Genomic DNA, 16,174 nt, shown 5'->3' with positions numbered 1-16,174 from the left:
GGCGGACAAGTCTAGCGGGATGTTATGCCGATATCTTCAGGCTATAAACATAGAAGTCTTGATCGCGAATCCAACCAGCCTGCTCATACAGATTTTGAGCGGCCTGGTTGCTGATAGCAGTTGAAAGCGTGAGTCTTATGGCTCCGAGCTCCTTTGCAAGCTCAGCCGCGGCCTTGAGGAGCATAGTTGCAATGCCTTGCTTGCGAGAACTCTCCACTACATACAAGTCATTGAGGATAAGGGTTCGTGCCAATGAAACAGAGGAAAAGCTCGGATAGAGTTGACAAAAACCCACAGCAGTCTCCTCGATCGTCGCAATGAAGAGGACTGATTCTCCATGTTTGAAACGCTCCAGCAGGAATCGCCTAGCTGCCTCAACATCACTATCGCTTCCATAAAAGACACGATAGGCATCCAGCAGCGGCGCGAGAAGCTGCAGATCCGAGAGGACGGCTTGTCTAGCTTGAACTTGCTTCATGACCTCAGTATGCAGCATAACGCTTGGCGGATGAACTGTACGCGTCTCAGCCGCGTACAGTTAGATCTGCATGCTGGGCATCACCGTTCGGTGTCATGAGTATCCAGGTCCTTCATGAAGATCACGCGGTCTTCACCCTCCCCGTCATAGCCCAAAGCGACGGGCACGCCGTCGACCTTGTAGTCGAATTCAAGGAGAGAGAGGCCAATGCGACGATGAAAGGCAATCGAGTTGCGATTGACCGGAGCTGTCACGCATAGAGCAGTGCGACAGCCAAGCGAGGCGGCCGTGGCAAAGAAATGCTCATAGAGGAGGCGCCCCAAACCCTCTCCACGACGTGCGGGATGCACGCCGAGGAATTGGATGTAGGCCTGGTCGGGAAAGGTCTGCGAAACGAACCCGATGAGGAACCCAACGATCTGACCTTCATCTACGGCGGTGAAGCTGGTGAAGCTGAAGTGGACGAAGAAGAGTTTGGGGAGCATTGCGGCCATATGCCGACCACCCCACCATTCATCAACTACCGAGATGATCGGTTGATAGTCGCCCTGCTTCACATGTCTGATGAAGACCTCGGTCATAGCCTCCTCCTCAGCAGACAGCATGTCCAACGTTTTAAATCAGCGGCGGGCTGAATTCTCCAATGTTGACAACCATCTGTGGTCCCGTCCGCTGCATTTGAATGTTCGGCGGCAAGTGTCTATAAAACCGCCTCGCATCCTTCCAGTCAATACGACATAACAATTGCCATCAGCATTGACAAAGACCACCAGCCAACCTAACCTAAGACAAGTCAAAGGTACCGCTTAAACCATGGCAACGCTTGAGCGTCCCGCGAAAGCCCAGCTTGACGAGGAGATCATGACTTCGCTTGGTAGCGAAAGTTCTCCCATTACTCTTGAGCAGATTCTTGCAAAGCTCAGAAGTACAAGCAGCAGCTCAAGATCTGTCTACATGCATGAGCTCGCCAGATCAATATGGCGATTAGCCGACGAAGGCAAAGTCATTGTCGAATCTGGACTAATCCGCAAACGTCATTAGCCTCCCTGCATGACTGCCCCTTCTCGGCACGATCGGCAGCACCCAATCTCAGAAAGAATAGATCAGCGCAATGAATTTCAGCGCGACAGAGATCGCATTCTTTATTCTGAGGCTTTCCGTAGGCTGCAGGGTGTAACTCAGGTTGTTTCTGCGGACGAAGGTTGGGTAGTCCATAATCGACTAACGCATTCGCTTAAAGTCGCACAGGTAGCAAGGAGGATTGCTGAACGGATTTTGGATGAAAATCCAGATCCTACTCTCCTAGAAAATCTAGGCGGACTGGATCCTGAGGTATGCGAAGCTGCTGGACTTGCTCATGATCTTGGACATCCGCCATTTGGCCATGTGGCTGAGGAAGCTCTTCAGCTTCTTACTGAAGATTCAGGCCACTTTGAAGGCAATGCTCAGACTTTTCGCATTCTTACAAAAATTGAACCGCACAGCAGTTCCTATCGCGGGCTTAACTTAACTCGAGCCACGTTGGCTGCCGTGACTAAGTACCCAATGGCAAGGACGCGGAGTGGTGGACCTCCTAATTCAAAGTACGGATATTATTCTCAATCCGAAGCTGATGAGTTTACCTTTGCCCATGCGCTGTTTGAGCCAGGAGACAGATTCAAATCTTTGGAGGCCGAGATTATGGACTTCGCAGATGATATTACATTCGCTATTCATGACACCGAGGATTTCTATCGTGCTGGCTTAATTCCATTGAATGAGCTGGGGTCTGACCTCGCTAGCGTTTTAACTCCTGAGGCTCTGCGATTAAAGGAAGATATTGATCGTCGCTGGAGAAAGCGTCCTTCCCCAGCTGTTTTCGAGGACAAGCATCTTGATGCCTTGAAAATGGTACTTGATCCCCTGCGCATGAGTTCTTCCTACTCCGGGCTTCAGGAAGAACGGATTGATATTAAGAAAGCGGCTTCACATTTGATATCTGACTGGATTCGACGAGGAATCAACTTAAATCCGGATTACACCAAAGGCCAGAGAAGAGTGGTATTTGACAGTAGAATACCTCTTCAAATCAAAATGCTCAAAGAACTTGTATGGACATACGTAATTGACAGGCCAAGCTTGGCCCTTCAGCAGGCTGGTTACAGGAGAATTATTAAAGTACTATTTTACTTCTTTTTGAAGAATCTAAAAAGGGGAGAGCTGCGAGCCATTCCGTTACAGTTTCATGGCTTGATAGCTGATCGAGATATGGGGAAGGAGTCTAACCATAGGATTGCCGCAGATATAATCTGTTCATTGACTGATAATCAGGCGCTCATTCTATATCGAAGAATTACTGGTAGCGATCCTGGAGGTATTCTCCGTGGTGCCATCTAGGCAACATGCTGGCTGCCGAACGCTATATGGGCGGACCCTCGCTAAGAGATGCTCCGGCCCTTCGTGGTACGCATAAGATCCCGAAATCATTACCAGTTGACCCCTAATCCCACTGCGTGCCAGCCACTTTCAGGCAGATCGCTCATCCAGCCTGGTTCTTATACGGGTCCGCATATGAACCCATGCCCCACGGTCTGTCCGACATTCTTGCGCCTGCCCGGATGATCTGACTGGAACCATGCAGATCCTGCATGGACCGTCCCGCCGCTCATTGCTCCCTCTGGCAATGGCTCTGATCTCACCAGTAGCCAGTGCCCAGTACCCGCCGCAGGTCAGTCACCTCAAGCAGCCCCACCTCCCCAACCACACCGCAGGCTCAACCCCCAGCTCAGCCCCCCTGGCTGGAACACCCAACCCTCAGCGGCCTACGTGACCGACTCCAGTTGGTCTACGACTGCTGGACCCTGCTGGAGCTCCCCGACGGCACCAGCCGCCGGCCGGTCTACCTGCCCCGCGGCATCGAGGAGCCCGAGACCTGCTACTTCAAGCGCCTGGAGGCGGCCCGTCCCACCGGCTTCTTCCGTGATGCCCTGCGCACCTACGCGGGGATGCTGTCGCGGCTGGCCTGGCAGGAGCTGCCTGATTCCCTGATCCGGGTGGCCACCGATGTGGATGGCCAGGGCACGGACCTGGGGGTGTTCCTGTTCTTGGCCGACCTGCTCACCCTGCGGGATGGCGGCTGCCTGATCCTGCAGCTGCCGCCCCAGCACCGCTGGCCCTCAGAAGGCGACCGGCTTGAGGCCATCGCCAAGGGAGACAGGCTCTCCCTACCCCGCCTGCAGCTGGTGCCCCGTGGCGACCTACTCAACTGGCGCCTGCCCACCGATACCGCCAGTGCGGCTCCGGCGTCGGGCCCGGTGGAGATCGTCTGGCGCGAACCGCGCCGTCAGGCCCTGCCGCCCCGTTTTGCCAGTGGCAATGCCGCAGTGCCCACGGTGGTGATCGACGCCCACGGCGGACTGGTGCCAGACCCGCAGGCCTGGCTCTACCGCAGCCTGTCGGTGACGGATGACGGCCTGGTGCTGCGCAGCTGGCAGGCCAACCCCAATCCCGGTGCTGCCGCTGGCTACGACGTGGTGCCAGCAGGGGAGCCGGAGCGGATGCCGCAGCGTTTTGATCTGCCGGCCCTCTGGTACTCGGTGGATGGCACCGCCTTTGGAGAAGGCGATCTGCCCCACTTGGGCCTGGCCCACCAGTACCTCAACCACTACCGCTGCCGCAGCGAATACGAGGATCTCCTCTCCCGCACCGCCCTGCCGGTGGGTGTGCGCACGGGGCTGGTCGATGCCTACGGCTTCCGGCGCAGTGATGGCGCTCTGGGCTCGGGTTCGGCTACTGGCGGCGCAGAAGGCCAGCGCCCCCAGCGCCTGGTGCTCTCCACCTCCTCCTTCATGGACCTGCCGGAAGGCGCCAAGTTCCAGTGGGTCGAGATTGAAGCCCGCTCGCTGGCTGAGCACCGGGCCTACCTGCAGCAGCTGGAGGAGGCCATGCGTCGTGACGCCCTGATCCCCGCCGGCGGCCACGGTCCAGCCCGGACCGAGCTGGAGGTCTCGCTCACCGCCGGCCAGAGCTTTGCGGTGCTGCAATCGCTGGCAGGCCAGAAGGCCTCGATGCTCAGCACCCTGCTGCGCCAGTGGACCAGCCTCACCGGCGAGAAGCTGACGGATTCGCCGGCTTGCAGCGTGGAGATCAGCCCGCTGGTGCCGCCCCAGCCCCCGCGCCAACCCCAGCCATCGGTGCAGGAGTGGCTGGTGCTGCATGAGCGGGGAGTGATTGACGGCGTGGAGCTGCGCCAGCAGCTGGGGCTGGGCGAGATCAATGGGGGCAGCGGCAGCTGAGCTGGCTGGCAACGGAGGGCATGACCCAGACCTCCCCGCCCACCTGCACCTGGCTCCCCGGTGATGCTGAGGCTCTACGCGTCGCCCTCTCCATCCCCGTCACCAGTGCTGCCCTTGCGGCCCTGAACCGGGAGATGGCCCTGCTGCAGGCCCATTACCCCACGGGGGTTTGCACGGCTCAGGGCCACCTCGATGCCATCGCCCTCCTGGATCAGCAGCTGGCGGCGCTGACCCCGGCACAGGTGAACAGACCGGTGCGCACCAAGCGCAAGGGTGTTGCCGGTGGCGTTGTGCCCAACCCCCTGCCGCTGAGCAAGTTGGCAGTGGTCGAGTACGCCACCGAGCTACTGCTGGAGGAAACCGAGAGTGAGTGGAACCCTGCGGGGCCGTCCCCGGCGATGGTGCTGAACCGGCAGCGCAGCCAGCACATCGGCCAGCTGGCGCTGCTGCTGCCGCGGCTGCAGAACTGGCGCCTGTGCAACCCAGATCCCTTCCGGGGATCCCTGGTGCGGGGCTGAGCGATGGAGCAGCCCCTCTCGCCCCTGAACCAGGGCCTCAATCCTCTGCGAGGTGCTCCGCTGTGGGGCCAGCTGGTGTCTCTGCCTGAAGCCGCCCCGGCGATCGACAGCCGGGTGGCTCAGCCTGCTGCGACTCCCCTGTGGCTGGCGCTGCAGCCCTACGCCAATGCCCGCCTCTGCCTGTTTGAGGTGGACCGGCCCGAGAGCCGCAATCCGGTTCCCATCCGCCGACATGTGATCGACTGCTTCTTGGAGCAGAACGGCATCGTCAGCGGCTACAACGACACCGCTCTCACCGACCCAGGCGACGTGCTGCTGCGCGGCTACCTCTGCCGGGCGGCGATCCTGCCGGTGAGCACCAGCAACACCTTCGACTGGCTAGCGGCCGAGCTGAATTGGGCCACACCAGGCTTCCGCGACGAGGCGCCGCTGCCCTGGGACCCAACGCTGCTGGGCACGGTGCAGGCCCCCTGCCAGGGGGTGATGTGGCTCGGGGACCTGGCACTGCTGCAACCGGAGGGCGGGCTGCCCAGTGGCGGGCGGGCCCAGTTCGCCGGCTGCCAGGTGATGCACTTCGGGGCGGATTACGGCCCCGGCGGTATCGGGCTGCTGCTGCAGCCGCTGCTGGGGGAAGCGATCCAGCTGGTACTCAGGCCGCACAGCGTCTTGGTGCTCAGGGATGGCGACACCCTGAACCTGATCGCCGAGCGCTACGGCACCACCGTGGCCACGCTGCGGCGGATCAACCCCCAGCTGGAAAGCACCCAGACCATCACCTCCATTGATGGGGATTCGCTGGCCGTGCTGGCTGGCCGCCATGGCACTACCGAAACCAAGCTGCGCAGCCTCAACCCGGTGCTGCAGCAGAGCGAGACCTACATCAGCGTCGAAGGCGACACGCTCAGCAGCGTGGCGGCCGAGCAGAACCTCAGCCTCTCTCTGCTGCGCCAGTTCAACCCGGAGCTGAGCAGCTGGCCCAGCGAGGAACCGCTGCCGGCTGGCACCACCCTGCTCCTGCCCGTCTACCGCTCCACCACTTCCATCCCGGCGGGGATGCAGTTGCTGGTGCCTGGTTATCTGCCCTCCACGCCGCTACCGGCGGGGGAGTGGACCTACCTGCCGGCCCGGCGCTCTGCTCCCGTGCTGGATGAGCTGCCTGAGCAGGGCTTTTGAGGAGCTGGCAACAGGGAGAGCGAGCGCAGCCCGGACGGGGCGCCCGCAGCACCACAGCCGTGATGGGTGATGCCCTCCTCCTTCTTCTCCTCTGATTCCAGCGGCGCCAACAGTGGCGCTGCTCCAGGTCCCATGGTCCCTCCTGGCCGATGGCAGACCTACCGCCAACAGCAGCAACAACCCAACCAGGTCCCTGCTGGCTCTGCTCCACCTGCCGCTGACTCCGACCTGCTCGACAGCGACGGCGCCGTTGACGTGGCTCTGGATGCTGCCGACGGCGACGACACCCTCGACCTCTCCCTGCCACAGGACTCCAGCCCCAGCGACAACGACGAACCTCCTGCCGCTGCTCCCAGCAGTGCTGATCCCCTGCGGGCCGAACGCCGCCGCAGCAACCAGCTCGAAAAAGAACTGCGCAAGGCCCGAGCCCAGCTCTCGCGCTTCTCGGAGATCAACCCGGACGAGTACGCCCGCCTGCAGGACGCCGAGCGCAAGCGCGAGGAGTTCGAACGCCAGGTGGGCGAGCGCGAACGCCAGCTCAACGAGGCCAACCTGCGCCGCGTGCGCAGCGTCGAAAAGGAACGGGACGAGGCCCGCTCCCAGGTGCAGAACCTGCGCAAGGAGCGCTTGATGGAACGGCTGTTTTCAGAAGCGGAAGGCCGGGTGGGCGGTGATGAACGGGGGACGTTCTTTGACACCTTCGTGACGCTGTGCGGTGGCCACTTCCAGCTGGGCGAGGTGGACGGCCGCGAGCGGCTGCTGCCGGTGGATGGCAAGGGCCAGCCCCTCACAGCCGACGGTGTCGCCCTCAGCGATGGCGACTACATGGAGGAGCTGCGCCGCCACCCGGTGTACAGCTTCCTGTTCCAGCAGCGCAGCGGGCTGTACTCGGCGGCTGTGCCTGAGAGCGGTCACGAGCACGGCGGAGCCGTGAACCTGCAGACCCTGAGCACCGCCGAGCTCTACCTGGAGGCCGTCAAGGGCACCACCCCCCGGGCGGCTGCACCGCGGCGCTGATCAACCCGCCGGGAGGGAGCAATGGCCTGGTACCTGGTGTTCTGGCGCAACCGATCCACCGCCACGGTGGTGCCGGCCGCCAGTGCCAGCCAGGCCCGTTCCCGCGCCCAACGCAAACAGAAGCGGGGTTACGGGGCGATCGTGGCCGCCCGCCGCGCCAATCCAAACGACACTCGGCTGATTCGCCGGGGTGTCTGGGTACGCCGCCGCCGCGATGGCTCCAGCCCCCAGTTCGGCTCTGCTCGCTCCAAAGCCCGTGCCGGGCGGTATCGCAGCCGTTACCGGTACTGGCTGGGTGCTCACCGCCAACCCATCCCTTGAGCAGTCGGGCTAGTTGGAGTGAGTGGCGCCCAACGATCTGCAGGACGTTGGGCGGTACGCCGATCGGTCATAGCCGTGCAACGGAGCTGGCGTCGGCAATGCGGCTCCGCTTTGCTGTGCCTCAGCGCTTTACGCAACTCGCGCAAAGGATCAGGAAATCCATCGCCTCAATTCCAGCCTCAGCAGTGCTGGCCATTGCCCGCGGCTTGTGGCAGAGGAGTGACGGGAAGAAGGATCTGCGCCTCCAAAAACTTCTCAATTTCTCGGGCGTCTTCGAGTGTTAGGACTCGCTTTCGTTCGGGGTGGCTTTGTCGTCGTGATTGAGCGGCTTGCCATGCACCAAGAAGTCGCTGCCCACGTGCCATTCCCCAGGCAGAGAAGAACTCTCGCTCAATTGTCTGCTGCGTTGTGATTGCCTCATCGCGCCCAAGTTCTATGGCCGTTAGAACCGAGCGTGCGATCGAGTGCAATCTGCGATCCAGGCTGGCCAGAATTACGATCTTGCCAGTGGTGGCGATGTTGCGACAATCTTCCATCCAGGCATAGATCAAGGCGAGATCCCATGCTTGGTTGCGAATTCCTTTAAGAGCCTTGCCTCGATCTTGGCTGCGCAGTTGCTTGAACAAGCCGCCACGGCAGGAATTGGGCGCGAGATACCGATTGGCAAGAATTAACCCTGGCAAGAGGAAGCATAGATCTTCCTCCATCCAGCGGATTAACTCCAGCATCCTGGCCTCGGCGCCCATCTCACTCAGTTCCAGGGTGGCAATCTTCAGGCAAGCCGCATAACTTGCGCTCCACCGATTTAATCTTTTGGCGTAATTGTCCTCCCTCGCGCTGTTTCCTTCCCAGTCGCCAAGTCGCTCTGCTTTGAAGCGATCAGCTCGACCCGTTGCCAGGTCGGCCCAGTGCTGCGGATGCGTATGGTCGATGCGACGAAACAGAGCTAACTGCTCCTCAGCATCTGCATGCGAGCAGCCAGATCCCAACTCATAGAGCGCCGTGTTTGGCTCCACCACGGCCTCCGTGATCTGCGCCAGCACCTGGATGCCGCAGGCCACCCGATGCTCTTCGCTCAACGGCTTACCTTGAACCACCTCCACTAGGCGGCTCAGCACATTGCGGTCGTAGCGGAAGCCGAAGCTCGTCTCCTCCAGCAACTGGTCATGCAGATAGGTCGCCGGGTCATATGCGTCCACTCCTACGCGCTCATACCCAGTAGTGAACACATCCCGCTGCCTCAGCTGCGCCTGGATAACATCCAGGGTGGGGTTGTCCACCGGGAGCCAGACCAACGCTTGCATCAGGGGTTGGCTGGCTCAGGGGGTGAGGTAATTCTGGCGGGGGCGGTCGTCTGACGTCAGTGGGCGCTTGGCCCCGCTTCCCTGGGGCGTAAGGAGTTGTGGCAGACGGTTGCATAGGCATGCAGCAGGGTCTCGGCCTGCTTCTCGATGCCGTCTGCTCGCTGTGCCTTCCCCAACTCTCGCGACTGATGGTTTGCTTGCCACTGATGTCCATGTTGGCCGGCTCAGCCTGTGAAGACCGGAAAGCCCGGCCACCAACCGGCAGCCGGGCCTGCGCCCCCAGGCTCAGCAGACCGAGACGGTGCAGCCTGGGGTGCCCTGCAGCTTGCGGGCAAAGGCGAACGCCTTCTCGGCAGGGATCAGCCGCCTCTTCTTGACGGGCTTGCCGCGGCGGCCCAGGAACTCGACCTCACAGGGGGTGGTGCCGAGCTTCTGGACTCCTGGCTGATAGCGGTGAACCACAAGCAGGCGGACTTCGCAGACGGGGCCTTGGGGAGTGGCCATGGCTGGGGTGGAGCGGAGAACACCGACCAGACGCCCCGCAGGCGCAGTGCTGGCCAGGGGCGAGCAGCGCGAGCCTCGCGTCAGCCCTGGCCAGCGCAAGCCGCAGGGGCAGGCTGCGGAGGGGTTTCGCTCCGCCCGGCCAGCCACGCCCCACTGGCCCTCATGCGGATTCGTGCTGAGCACCCACCGCGCCCGAGGACAGGCGCTGCTCCGCCAACCCTGGGATCGAGGCACAGGCAAGGGGGCCGCAGCTGCAGCCCCCAAACCATGGCGCTCAGGCCATCTGCAGCTTCTGCACAGACAGTGGCTGGCGCTGCAGCTCGAGCTCACAGCGCTGCATCAGCTCCTGCTGGGCTAACAGCCGCTCATCCAGCGCATCGACCCGTGCCAGACACTGCTGGATCGCGGGGATCACCTCCTCCTCCAGCAGGGTGATCTCTTCTTCTCCATAGGGCTGCTCGATCCAGGTGCGGCGCAGCGGCAGCCCACGACGCCGCAGCAGGATCTCCTCCACCGCGCGCAGCGTGGATTCGAGCAGCAGGAACGGATCTTCTTCTGGCCTGCAGAACGGGGAGGTGGCAGCGGAATTGCCTGCAGTGAGCGTGGCCATGACGATCGGCGCCAGGTGTGGCGCAGCGACGGGACCGATCCCAGCGGAGGCGCGGCCGCAGGACGGGCCTCAGACTGGAGAGGCCCGGAGCAAGCCCTCCTCCCGCTCCCAGGCTTTAACGGTCCATGCGCGTCAGCGCTGCACCGCCCAGCAGCGCCAGCAGCAGCTTGAGGGTGGAATCAAAGCCGCCCTGCAGCTGCTCCAGCGTGCCGGGGCAGATCTGGCCAACAGGCCGGCCCTCCAGCGCCCGCTGACCGCAGACCCCAGCGGCGAGGGAATGGATCAGCAGCTGGGTGCCGATCACCACCGCCAGGATCTTGAAGATGAACCGCTCGCGGTCGAACGGCGGCTTGGGCGGTCTGGCCCCAGCCGGTGGCAGCACCAGCCCCGGGGTCACTGTTTTTCCTGGAACACCCCCACATAGACGGTGCCATGCCGGTAGAGGGGCAGCACCTTGTCGCGCAGATCGGCGTTGTGCAGGCGAACGCAACCGAGGGTGGGGTGCAGGGGTTGCTGCGCTGCCCAGGCGCCGGGCCAGCCGCAGGCTGATCCACCACCGTGGAGCATGATCCCGGCCCGGCCGTGGGCGGCCTCCTGGCCCTCCAGCTCCTCCATGTCGAAGGAATACCAGCCGTAGCCCATGGCGGTATCGGAGCAGGGCGGGTTGGGGTTCTGCTCGTAATCGGCGTAGAGCTGGCCAAGCCTGTAGAGCCCTGGCGGGGTGTCGGTGCTGTTCTGGCTCCAGTCGGTATCCGCCCCCTGGCCGCGGGCCAGGCAGGGGATCTTCCAGAGGAACTGGCCGGTGTGGTCGTAGGCCTCCATGTCCTCATCCCGGTCATTCACCAGCAGGTAGGTGTCTCCGGGCTGGACGGGGGCTGCCAGCTGCGGGCCGGCCATGCCAGCTTCCTCTGAACCGCGGGGATCGAGGCCGCCGTCGGGGACTGCTGGTGCCGGGGGCGCAGCGGGTTTCTGGCTGAAGGTGAGCGCCCAGGGGGCCTGCTCATCAAGGACGGCCTCGCTGCCGGGCAGGGCAGCGATCGCGGCATGAAGGGTCCAGACGCCGGAAACCTGCTGGGGTTCACCGCGAAAGGCTTCAAAGCGGTCCTGGAACCGCTCGGGGGTCATGGGGCTGGCCATCGGCGTGGTGCTGCTGAGCCCTGTTGCCAGTGCTGGCTTGGGGCCGCCGGCTGCGGGCAAAAAGAGAGCCCCGGCCGCAGCCGGGGCCAAGGGCCCGAAGACCAAGGGCCCGAGGGATTCGCCCCCTCAGAAGGGCAGCTCGCTTTCGGGGAAGGAGCTCACCAGCGGCGGATTGAGCCGCTGGCGATCAAAGAGGACATCGGCGCAGAGGCGCTCCAGCCGCTCCAGGGGGGTGGGGAGATGGGTGGAGGCCTCCTCGCAGAGCAGCTCCAGGGTGCGGGAGCTGAGGAGCTGGAAGGCGCGGATGCGGGATGCGGAAGCCATGGCAGGCGTAGCGGAGACCCCGAAGCAGGCCGGGCGGGGTCAAGGGGCAGCCCCCTCTGCAATGCGGAGCGCAGCGAAGCCAACGCACCAGTCCGGCTGACTCGCGTCAGCCCTTGAGGCCGCCCGGACCATGAGGAGGGCTGCGCGTAGCCGATCCACAGAGCGCCGGTGGGGCAGGGGCCCAGGCCGCTACCGGGCACGGGATTGGAAACCGGTGCCGCCCACTGCTGTCACAGCGACGAACTGGCCAACAGGGGAACGCTCAGCCTTGGCCGCCGATCACCCGCTGCAGCACCTGCTGGGATTCCGTCTGCAAGGCCAGCGGCAGCAGCCCGATGCGCCGTTTCACCAGTGGCATCGCCAGGGTTGTCATGCGGCTGAGCCGGATCCTCGAGCTCACCTTTAGGCCGGTGTCTGAGAAGCCTGGATGATCGGCAGGGATGTCGAGCTCATCGCGGCCTGGCGGCCCGCTGACGTTGGAGCTGATGAAGGCCAGCAACACATCCCCATGGCGCTCACTGGTGGTGATCACCAAGGCCGGCCGAGGCTTGGCCGCAGGCCCATCCGTGAATGGGAAGGCGACCAGCACGATGTCGTAGCGGCTCAGCATCAGCAGGCGCCGATCGCTTCTCCGTCCGAGAAGCTGTAGAGGTCAGGCTCAGCCGCCAGGTCGTCAAAGGCACCCCCGGCCATCGCCATCTCAGCCAGGGCCCCGTGACTCAGGTCGCTGCTGTCCTGCTCCAGCTGCCTGAGCAGCCAGCGGCGATCGTCAGCCGGCAGGCTGCGGATCACCGCAAGCAGGTTCTCAATGAGCTGGGGATTGGTCATCGCCCCAGGCTAAACAGCCTGAACCTCAGGGTTCACCCTGCCCACAAGCGACCTGGCAACAGCTGCTGTTGTCACTGGGGCCAGGCCCCTGGAGCGTGCCCTTGGGCCTGACCTTGATCGAGGCGCAGAAATACGCCCGCAGAGCAGCTCCAGGGTGCGGGAGCTGAGGAGCTGGAAGGCGCGGATGCGGGATGCGGAAGCCATGGCAGGCGTAGCGGAGACCCCGAAGCAGGCCGGGCGGGGTCAAGGGGCAGCCCCCTCCCTCTGCAATGCGGAGCGCAGCGAAGCCATCGAACAAGCCGGCTGACTCGCGTCAGCCCTTGAGGCCGCCCGGACCATGAGGAGGGCTGCGCGTAGCCGATCCACAGAGCGCCGGTGGGGCAGGGACTGGATCAGCCCTGTCCGGCACTTAGCACCTGCGGCGAGAAGGCCCGCATGACGATGCGTTGCAGCTGGTAACGAGGGATGTGGATCCCGCCGCTGCTCTTGCTGTCTCCAGCCGCCGGATCCATTCTGGCTGCAACGGGATTCGGAGGCTCCATCGATGGAAGACACCCCCCCTGAGCAGCAGCCAGGAGTGCGCTGACGATCCGGCCCCTGCTCCAACACTCTCGACGGATCTACTGACGTTCCTGGCGTGTCAAGCCAGTCGCCGTCCATTGCACCGCCTCAGGTGCCCCGGACCCAACGGAACGTCCCGATTGACACCTGGCCCCAGGTGCCAGCGCCGGCAACTCCGACCACAACCGAAGACACCCTGATCTGCAAACGATCAACCGACCGCGCAGCTGCGCCCGTCCCCCTTGGGACGGCACCACGGCTGAGCAGACAAACGCCCGGGGCCAGCACTCCGGGCTTTGTTGTGCTCTGCACCCAGGTGGGGCCTCATTCCGACAAAGCTGCTCACTCGCTGCCCGTAACAGGGTGGCGGCGACCAAGCAGGGTCTTTGTGAGCTCCATACCTTTTCCGGGCTCACTCCAGGGGCACACTTCAATACAGATTCCGCAGCCACGTGTTTCAGCAAAATAGGGTGCGCACTTGTCAAAGTTGACATACCATCTCTTCTGGCCTCTCACAGTCTGCTTTTCGGAAAAAATCGCGTGAGGCGGGCAATTGGTTTCGCAAATCCGGCAGTTACGGCAAAGGTCGTCAACACCCAGGTCGCGCGGCTGATCGATCGCAAGGGGCAAATCGGTCAGCACCGTGGCCAAGCGCACGTTGGAGCCGAATTCAGCAGTGATCAAGGATCCATGTTTGCCGAGCTGGCCAAGACCAGCCTCAATGGCAATGGGAACATGAAGCACTTCAGTGCTGGAGCCTGGGGCTAGATTGGTGGACGCCTGAGCTGGGTGGCCCAGGGATCGAATGAAGTTCGCAAGCTTGATGGCTACTCGATTGACCTGCCGGTAGGCATCCATGATCTCCCGATTGGAGCGCTGGCTCGGCGTATGCAGCATCTCTTCTCGATCCATAGGCCATGCCACTGAGATCGCATACTGAAAATCGGGCGATGAGTCCCGGTAGCAAAAACTTGCATCCATCTTGGTGATGCCCGCCAGGCTCGCGCCGAAGCGCCTCGCCGCCTCTTTGATCAGGAGGGCGGCATCTGAAGGGTCTGGAGGGGCGGTATTTCTGCGTGCCACAATTCCAACGCGACCACCGTCCTGCCAAAAGATTTGTGCAATCTGTCGGTGAATTGAGGTGGGCTCCATAACCTGGAAATACCAGTCCAGCTTTCCCCAGGCGCGCTTGTAGGAGTCACCGAAAAATACATGGTCAGGCTGGCGGGCAGCCTCCTCGCCCAAGCCATTGATCACATTGCCTGAAAGTGGCGTCTTACGGTAAGCAAATGGATAATCCGTTGCTGGGTAATCGACTTTCATGTGGCGAGCACGCCTTCGAAGTAGCCCGGCATTAGGAGTCAGATCAGCCGGTTGAAATGACAGGTGAGGGAAAGCCTGACTTTGTGGCGGCCCAGGCATGTCTTCCAGCCAGATTGTCTCGCCTTTGTCGATCTTCCGCTGCTGCAGCCAGCGAAGGAGCGGGAATATTGAGTGGGTGGCGATCCCGACAGCAATGGTGAAAGACTTGCTTTTGAAATGTACCATCAGAAGCTTGCTGTAGTCGTTCAACCGGTCGCCAAGCGACGCCGGAGGCGCGAATTTGTGAATGCTCATGGCTTTCGTTCATGAATGAAAGTGCGATCGAGAAGGTTCGGGCTTCCTGTATGCCCGTGCAACAAGATGCGCACACAGGATCGGCTTCTTTCTTCGGGATTTTCAAATGGTTGGCTGGTCAAGCCAAGAAGTGCGCGCACAAATCCAAAACCCTCCAAAAGCCCGAGAAGCTGTTCAGCAAGATCATTGGCACTGTGTTTAGACTTCAGATAGCCAAGATCAACGCCTTGCTGGATCAAGCGTGATAGATCATCTTGTGTTCGACCATAGGCGCAGGAGTAAAAGTCTCCGGCGAGATCGCGGTGTGAACGCGCCTCTTCAAACATCAGCTGTGAGAATCTGATGATCTCAGGTTGATTGAGAAATCTCAGAAGCTTCGAACCAAAACTGATCAGGGCTTCAACGAATTCTTCCTCTGTCTCAACATCAGTAGGAACACCCTGCTCAAAGCTTTCAACCTCAGCTTCCACGACTGCTCGAAGGACCCCATTGAGTCCCTCGAAGTGCCGGTACAGCGTCGCCTTGGAAACCGACGCAGCCTGGGCAAGGTCATCAGTCGAGACCCTGGCGAAACCTTGGCTGAAAAACAGCTCTTTGGCCGCCAGGAGGATTCGAGACCGGGGAGGGCTTGCGGCGCGGACCATCGGACAAAGCAATCGAAGGACGACTTGGCACCAGCATCAATCAGGCCAAACAGTACCGTACCGTACTCATGTTCACACTGTGGCTCGCTTCCGACGCTCCGGCTGGCTTGGCTGCTACGGCTGGTGTTGGTGGTCGCTTGCTGCAGGGGGGAATCGAGGGAGGGCTGTGCTTCTTGCAGCAGCTCCTCAGCCAGGGCTCGCTGTCGAGCGCGACTCGAAGACCCGGTACGCCTCTGCCCGTCGGCGCTCAGTTCCTCGGTGGCTCCCACTGCGGCGCACAAACCTTCCAGCCGGCCTGCAGCTTTTGGGTCCAAAGCTTGATCGCTTCCCCGCGGGTGAGCTCCTTGCGGCGCTTGAGCAGCGCCGGCTCCCCGGCAGGCATCACCTCTCCCAGCGTCACCTCCAGCGACTGGCTCCAGCGGTCGTAGCGGAGCGGCTTGAAGTGGAGCACGTTGCGACCGTCGCTGATCCAGCCCTCCCGGGGCGAAAGCGGCGGGCGACCGGGCCGGTCGACGACGTTCATTGAGCTCTGCTCAGGCCACCTCCGGTGCCCAGCCCGTCTGGCGCACCATGTCGTCGGTCCAGCCCTGGCAGCGGTTGGTGAGGTGCTCGCCCTGGGCGATCAGGCCCTGGTGCAGCTGGCAGGTGAGCAGTGGGATGCAGTTCGCTCCGGCGTGATGCCTGAACCAGTGGCAGGTCATGCAGACCTTGCGGCTGCGGGCTGGCACCAGCACCTCCTGTCCCAGGTAGGGCCACTCCTCGATCGGTGCATCAAGCCGTTGTTCCAGCGGAGAAGCCCCCCGACTCGCAGCCACTCCCATGCAACCACTCGATGCGTACGCCTGTACTAGCACGAAAGGTCTG

Annotated in this window: 20 protein-coding genes; 6 read left to right on the top strand and 14 right to left on the bottom strand. The window is 62.2% G+C overall.

Annotated elements, in window-relative coordinates; all coding sequences use genetic code 11:
* Positions 1-22: 22 nt before the first annotated feature.
* On the bottom strand, positions 23-478 hold the full coding sequence (locus VB716_RS03720) for a GNAT family N-acetyltransferase (protein ID WP_322757563.1): 456 nt from the start codon (positions 476-478) through the stop codon (positions 23-25).
* A gap of 80 nt (positions 479-558) precedes the next feature.
* Positions 559-1,059 carry a GNAT family N-acetyltransferase gene (locus tag VB716_RS03715; RefSeq protein ID WP_323269750.1) on the bottom strand — a complete coding sequence of 167 codons (501 nt, stop codon included), beginning with the start codon at positions 1,057-1,059 and terminating at the stop codon, positions 559-561.
* A gap of 469 nt (positions 1,060-1,528) precedes the next feature.
* Between VB716_RS03715 and VB716_RS03710 the strand changes: the two genes are divergently transcribed.
* The 6 genes from VB716_RS03710 to VB716_RS03685 all read left to right on the top strand — a co-directional run bounded on the left by VB716_RS03710 (position 1,529) and on the right by VB716_RS03685 (position 7,781).
* Positions 1,529-2,854 (top strand): dGTP triphosphohydrolase, encoded by a 1,326-nt coding sequence (locus VB716_RS03710; protein WP_322757565.1) that lies wholly within the window; start codon positions 1,529-1,531, stop codon positions 2,852-2,854.
* Positions 2,855-3,297: 443 nt separating this feature from the next.
* The gene (locus tag VB716_RS03705) at positions 3,298-4,752 is read left to right on the top strand and encodes a DUF4055 domain-containing protein (RefSeq protein ID WP_323246948.1); all 1,455 of its coding nucleotides are present in this window, start codon (positions 3,298-3,300) and stop codon (positions 4,750-4,752) included.
* A 20-nt stretch (positions 4,753-4,772) separates the two neighbouring features.
* On the top strand, positions 4,773-5,270 hold the full coding sequence (locus VB716_RS03700) for a hypothetical protein (RefSeq protein ID WP_322757567.1): 498 nt from the start codon (positions 4,773-4,775) through the stop codon (positions 5,268-5,270).
* A 3-nt stretch (positions 5,271-5,273) separates the two neighbouring features.
* Complete coding sequence (locus VB716_RS03695) at positions 5,274-6,443, top strand: LysM peptidoglycan-binding domain-containing protein (RefSeq protein ID WP_322757568.1); 1,170 nt, start codon at positions 5,274-5,276, stop codon at positions 6,441-6,443.
* A 69-nt stretch (positions 6,444-6,512) separates the two neighbouring features.
* Positions 6,513-7,460 carry a hypothetical protein gene (locus tag VB716_RS03690; protein WP_323246951.1) on the top strand — a complete coding sequence of 316 codons (948 nt, stop codon included), beginning with the start codon at positions 6,513-6,515 and terminating at the stop codon, positions 7,458-7,460.
* Between the two features lie 21 nt (positions 7,461-7,481).
* The gene (locus VB716_RS03685) at positions 7,482-7,781 is read left to right on the top strand and encodes a hypothetical protein (protein WP_323246953.1); all 300 of its coding nucleotides are present in this window, start codon (positions 7,482-7,484) and stop codon (positions 7,779-7,781) included.
* A 179-nt stretch (positions 7,782-7,960) separates the two neighbouring features.
* Here the strand turns inward: VB716_RS03685 and VB716_RS03680 are convergent, their stop codons facing one another.
* The 12 genes from VB716_RS03680 to VB716_RS03625 form a co-directional block, all read right to left on the bottom strand.
* Positions 7,961-9,061, bottom strand: a complete 1,101-nt coding sequence (locus VB716_RS03680) for a hypothetical protein (protein ID WP_323246955.1) — start codon at positions 9,059-9,061, stop codon at positions 7,961-7,963.
* Between the two features lie 309 nt (positions 9,062-9,370).
* On the bottom strand, positions 9,371-9,589 hold the full coding sequence (locus VB716_RS03675; protein WP_323246957.1) for a hypothetical protein: 219 nt from the start codon (positions 9,587-9,589) through the stop codon (positions 9,371-9,373).
* Positions 9,590-9,863: 274 nt separating this feature from the next.
* Positions 9,864-10,199, bottom strand: a complete 336-nt coding sequence (locus VB716_RS03670) for a hypothetical protein (RefSeq protein ID WP_323246959.1) — start codon at positions 10,197-10,199, stop codon at positions 9,864-9,866.
* Between the two features lie 115 nt (positions 10,200-10,314).
* Positions 10,315-10,596, bottom strand: a complete 282-nt coding sequence (locus VB716_RS03665) for a hypothetical protein (protein ID WP_323246961.1) — start codon at positions 10,594-10,596, stop codon at positions 10,315-10,317.
* On the bottom strand, positions 10,593-11,336 hold the full coding sequence (locus VB716_RS03660) for a L,D-transpeptidase (protein ID WP_323269748.1): 744 nt from the start codon (positions 11,334-11,336) through the stop codon (positions 10,593-10,595). The genes VB716_RS03665 and VB716_RS03660 overlap by 4 nt, the downstream gene beginning before the upstream one ends.
* 126 nt (positions 11,337-11,462) lie before the next feature.
* Positions 11,463-11,660 carry a hypothetical protein gene (locus VB716_RS03655; RefSeq protein WP_323246965.1) on the bottom strand — a complete coding sequence of 66 codons (198 nt, stop codon included), beginning with the start codon at positions 11,658-11,660 and terminating at the stop codon, positions 11,463-11,465.
* Positions 11,661-11,922: 262 nt separating this feature from the next.
* The gene (locus tag VB716_RS03650; RefSeq protein WP_254942885.1) at positions 11,923-12,270 is read right to left on the bottom strand and encodes a type II toxin-antitoxin system PemK/MazF family toxin; all 348 of its coding nucleotides are present in this window, start codon (positions 12,268-12,270) and stop codon (positions 11,923-11,925) included.
* Positions 12,270-12,488, bottom strand: coding sequence for a hypothetical protein (locus tag VB716_RS03645; protein ID WP_323246967.1), 219 nt, complete (start codon positions 12,486-12,488; stop codon positions 12,270-12,272). The genes VB716_RS03650 and VB716_RS03645 overlap by 1 nt, the downstream gene beginning before the upstream one ends.
* 903 nt (positions 12,489-13,391) lie before the next feature.
* Positions 13,392-14,621: a 4Fe-4S dicluster domain-containing protein gene (locus tag VB716_RS03640; RefSeq protein WP_323269746.1), complete on the bottom strand. Its 1,230-nt coding sequence runs from the start codon at positions 14,619-14,621 to the stop codon at positions 13,392-13,394.
* A gap of 41 nt (positions 14,622-14,662) precedes the next feature.
* Positions 14,663-15,310 (bottom strand): TetR/AcrR family transcriptional regulator, encoded by a 648-nt coding sequence (locus tag VB716_RS03635; RefSeq protein WP_323246969.1) that lies wholly within the window; start codon positions 15,308-15,310, stop codon positions 14,663-14,665.
* A 247-nt stretch (positions 15,311-15,557) separates the two neighbouring features.
* The gene (locus VB716_RS03630; RefSeq protein WP_197169795.1) at positions 15,558-15,833 is read right to left on the bottom strand and encodes a DUF1651 domain-containing protein; all 276 of its coding nucleotides are present in this window, start codon (positions 15,831-15,833) and stop codon (positions 15,558-15,560) included.
* A 10-nt stretch (positions 15,834-15,843) separates the two neighbouring features.
* Positions 15,844-16,131, bottom strand: coding sequence for a galactose oxidase (locus tag VB716_RS03625; RefSeq protein ID WP_197169796.1), 288 nt, complete (start codon positions 16,129-16,131; stop codon positions 15,844-15,846).
* Between the last annotated feature and the right edge of the window lie 43 nt (positions 16,132-16,174).

The sequence above is a fragment of the Synechococcus sp. CCY9201 genome, from assembly GCF_034931105.1.
Taxonomy (GTDB): Bacteria; Cyanobacteriota; Cyanobacteriia; order PCC-6307; family Cyanobiaceae; genus CBW1002.
The sequence above is the reverse complement of the archived record's forward strand: the minus strand, read 5'-3'. Positions and strand labels throughout refer to the sequence as shown.

Excerpts from the sequence above, each read along its gene's own strand:
- VB716_RS03720 (WP_322757563.1), bottom strand. The coding sequence starts at position 478 with ATGAAGCAAGTTCAAGCTAGACAAGCCGTCCTCTCGGATCTGCAGCTT.
- VB716_RS03715 (WP_323269750.1), bottom strand. The coding sequence starts at position 1,059 with ATGACCGAGGTCTTCATCAGACATGTGAAGCAGGGCGACTATCAACCG.
- VB716_RS03710 (WP_322757565.1), top strand. The coding sequence starts at position 1,529 with ATGACTGCCCCTTCTCGGCACGATCGGCAGCACCCAATCTCAGAAAGA.
- VB716_RS03700 (WP_322757567.1), top strand. The coding sequence starts at position 4,773 with ATGACCCAGACCTCCCCGCCCACCTGCACCTGGCTCCCCGGTGATGCT.
- VB716_RS03695 (WP_322757568.1), top strand. The coding sequence starts at position 5,274 with ATGGAGCAGCCCCTCTCGCCCCTGAACCAGGGCCTCAATCCTCTGCGA.
- VB716_RS03690 (WP_323246951.1), top strand. The coding sequence starts at position 6,513 with ATGCCCTCCTCCTTCTTCTCCTCTGATTCCAGCGGCGCCAACAGTGGC.
- VB716_RS03685 (WP_323246953.1), top strand. The coding sequence starts at position 7,482 with ATGGCCTGGTACCTGGTGTTCTGGCGCAACCGATCCACCGCCACGGTG.
- VB716_RS03675 (WP_323246957.1), bottom strand. The coding sequence starts at position 9,589 with ATGGCCACTCCCCAAGGCCCCGTCTGCGAAGTCCGCCTGCTTGTGGTT.
- VB716_RS03670 (WP_323246959.1), bottom strand. The coding sequence starts at position 10,199 with ATGGCCACGCTCACTGCAGGCAATTCCGCTGCCACCTCCCCGTTCTGC.
- VB716_RS03660 (WP_323269748.1), bottom strand. The coding sequence starts at position 11,336 with ATGGCCAGCCCCATGACCCCCGAGCGGTTCCAGGACCGCTTTGAAGCC.
- VB716_RS03655 (WP_323246965.1), bottom strand. The coding sequence starts at position 11,660 with ATGGCTTCCGCATCCCGCATCCGCGCCTTCCAGCTCCTCAGCTCCCGC.
- VB716_RS03650 (WP_254942885.1), bottom strand. The coding sequence starts at position 12,270 with ATGCTGAGCCGCTACGACATCGTGCTGGTCGCCTTCCCATTCACGGAT.
- VB716_RS03645 (WP_323246967.1), bottom strand. The coding sequence starts at position 12,488 with ATGACCAATCCCCAGCTCATTGAGAACCTGCTTGCGGTGATCCGCAGC.
- VB716_RS03635 (WP_323246969.1), bottom strand. The coding sequence starts at position 15,310 with ATGGTCCGCGCCGCAAGCCCTCCCCGGTCTCGAATCCTCCTGGCGGCC.
- VB716_RS03630 (WP_197169795.1), bottom strand. The coding sequence starts at position 15,833 with ATGAACGTCGTCGACCGGCCCGGTCGCCCGCCGCTTTCGCCCCGGGAG.
- VB716_RS03625 (WP_197169796.1), bottom strand. The coding sequence starts at position 16,131 with ATGGGAGTGGCTGCGAGTCGGGGGGCTTCTCCGCTGGAACAACGGCTT.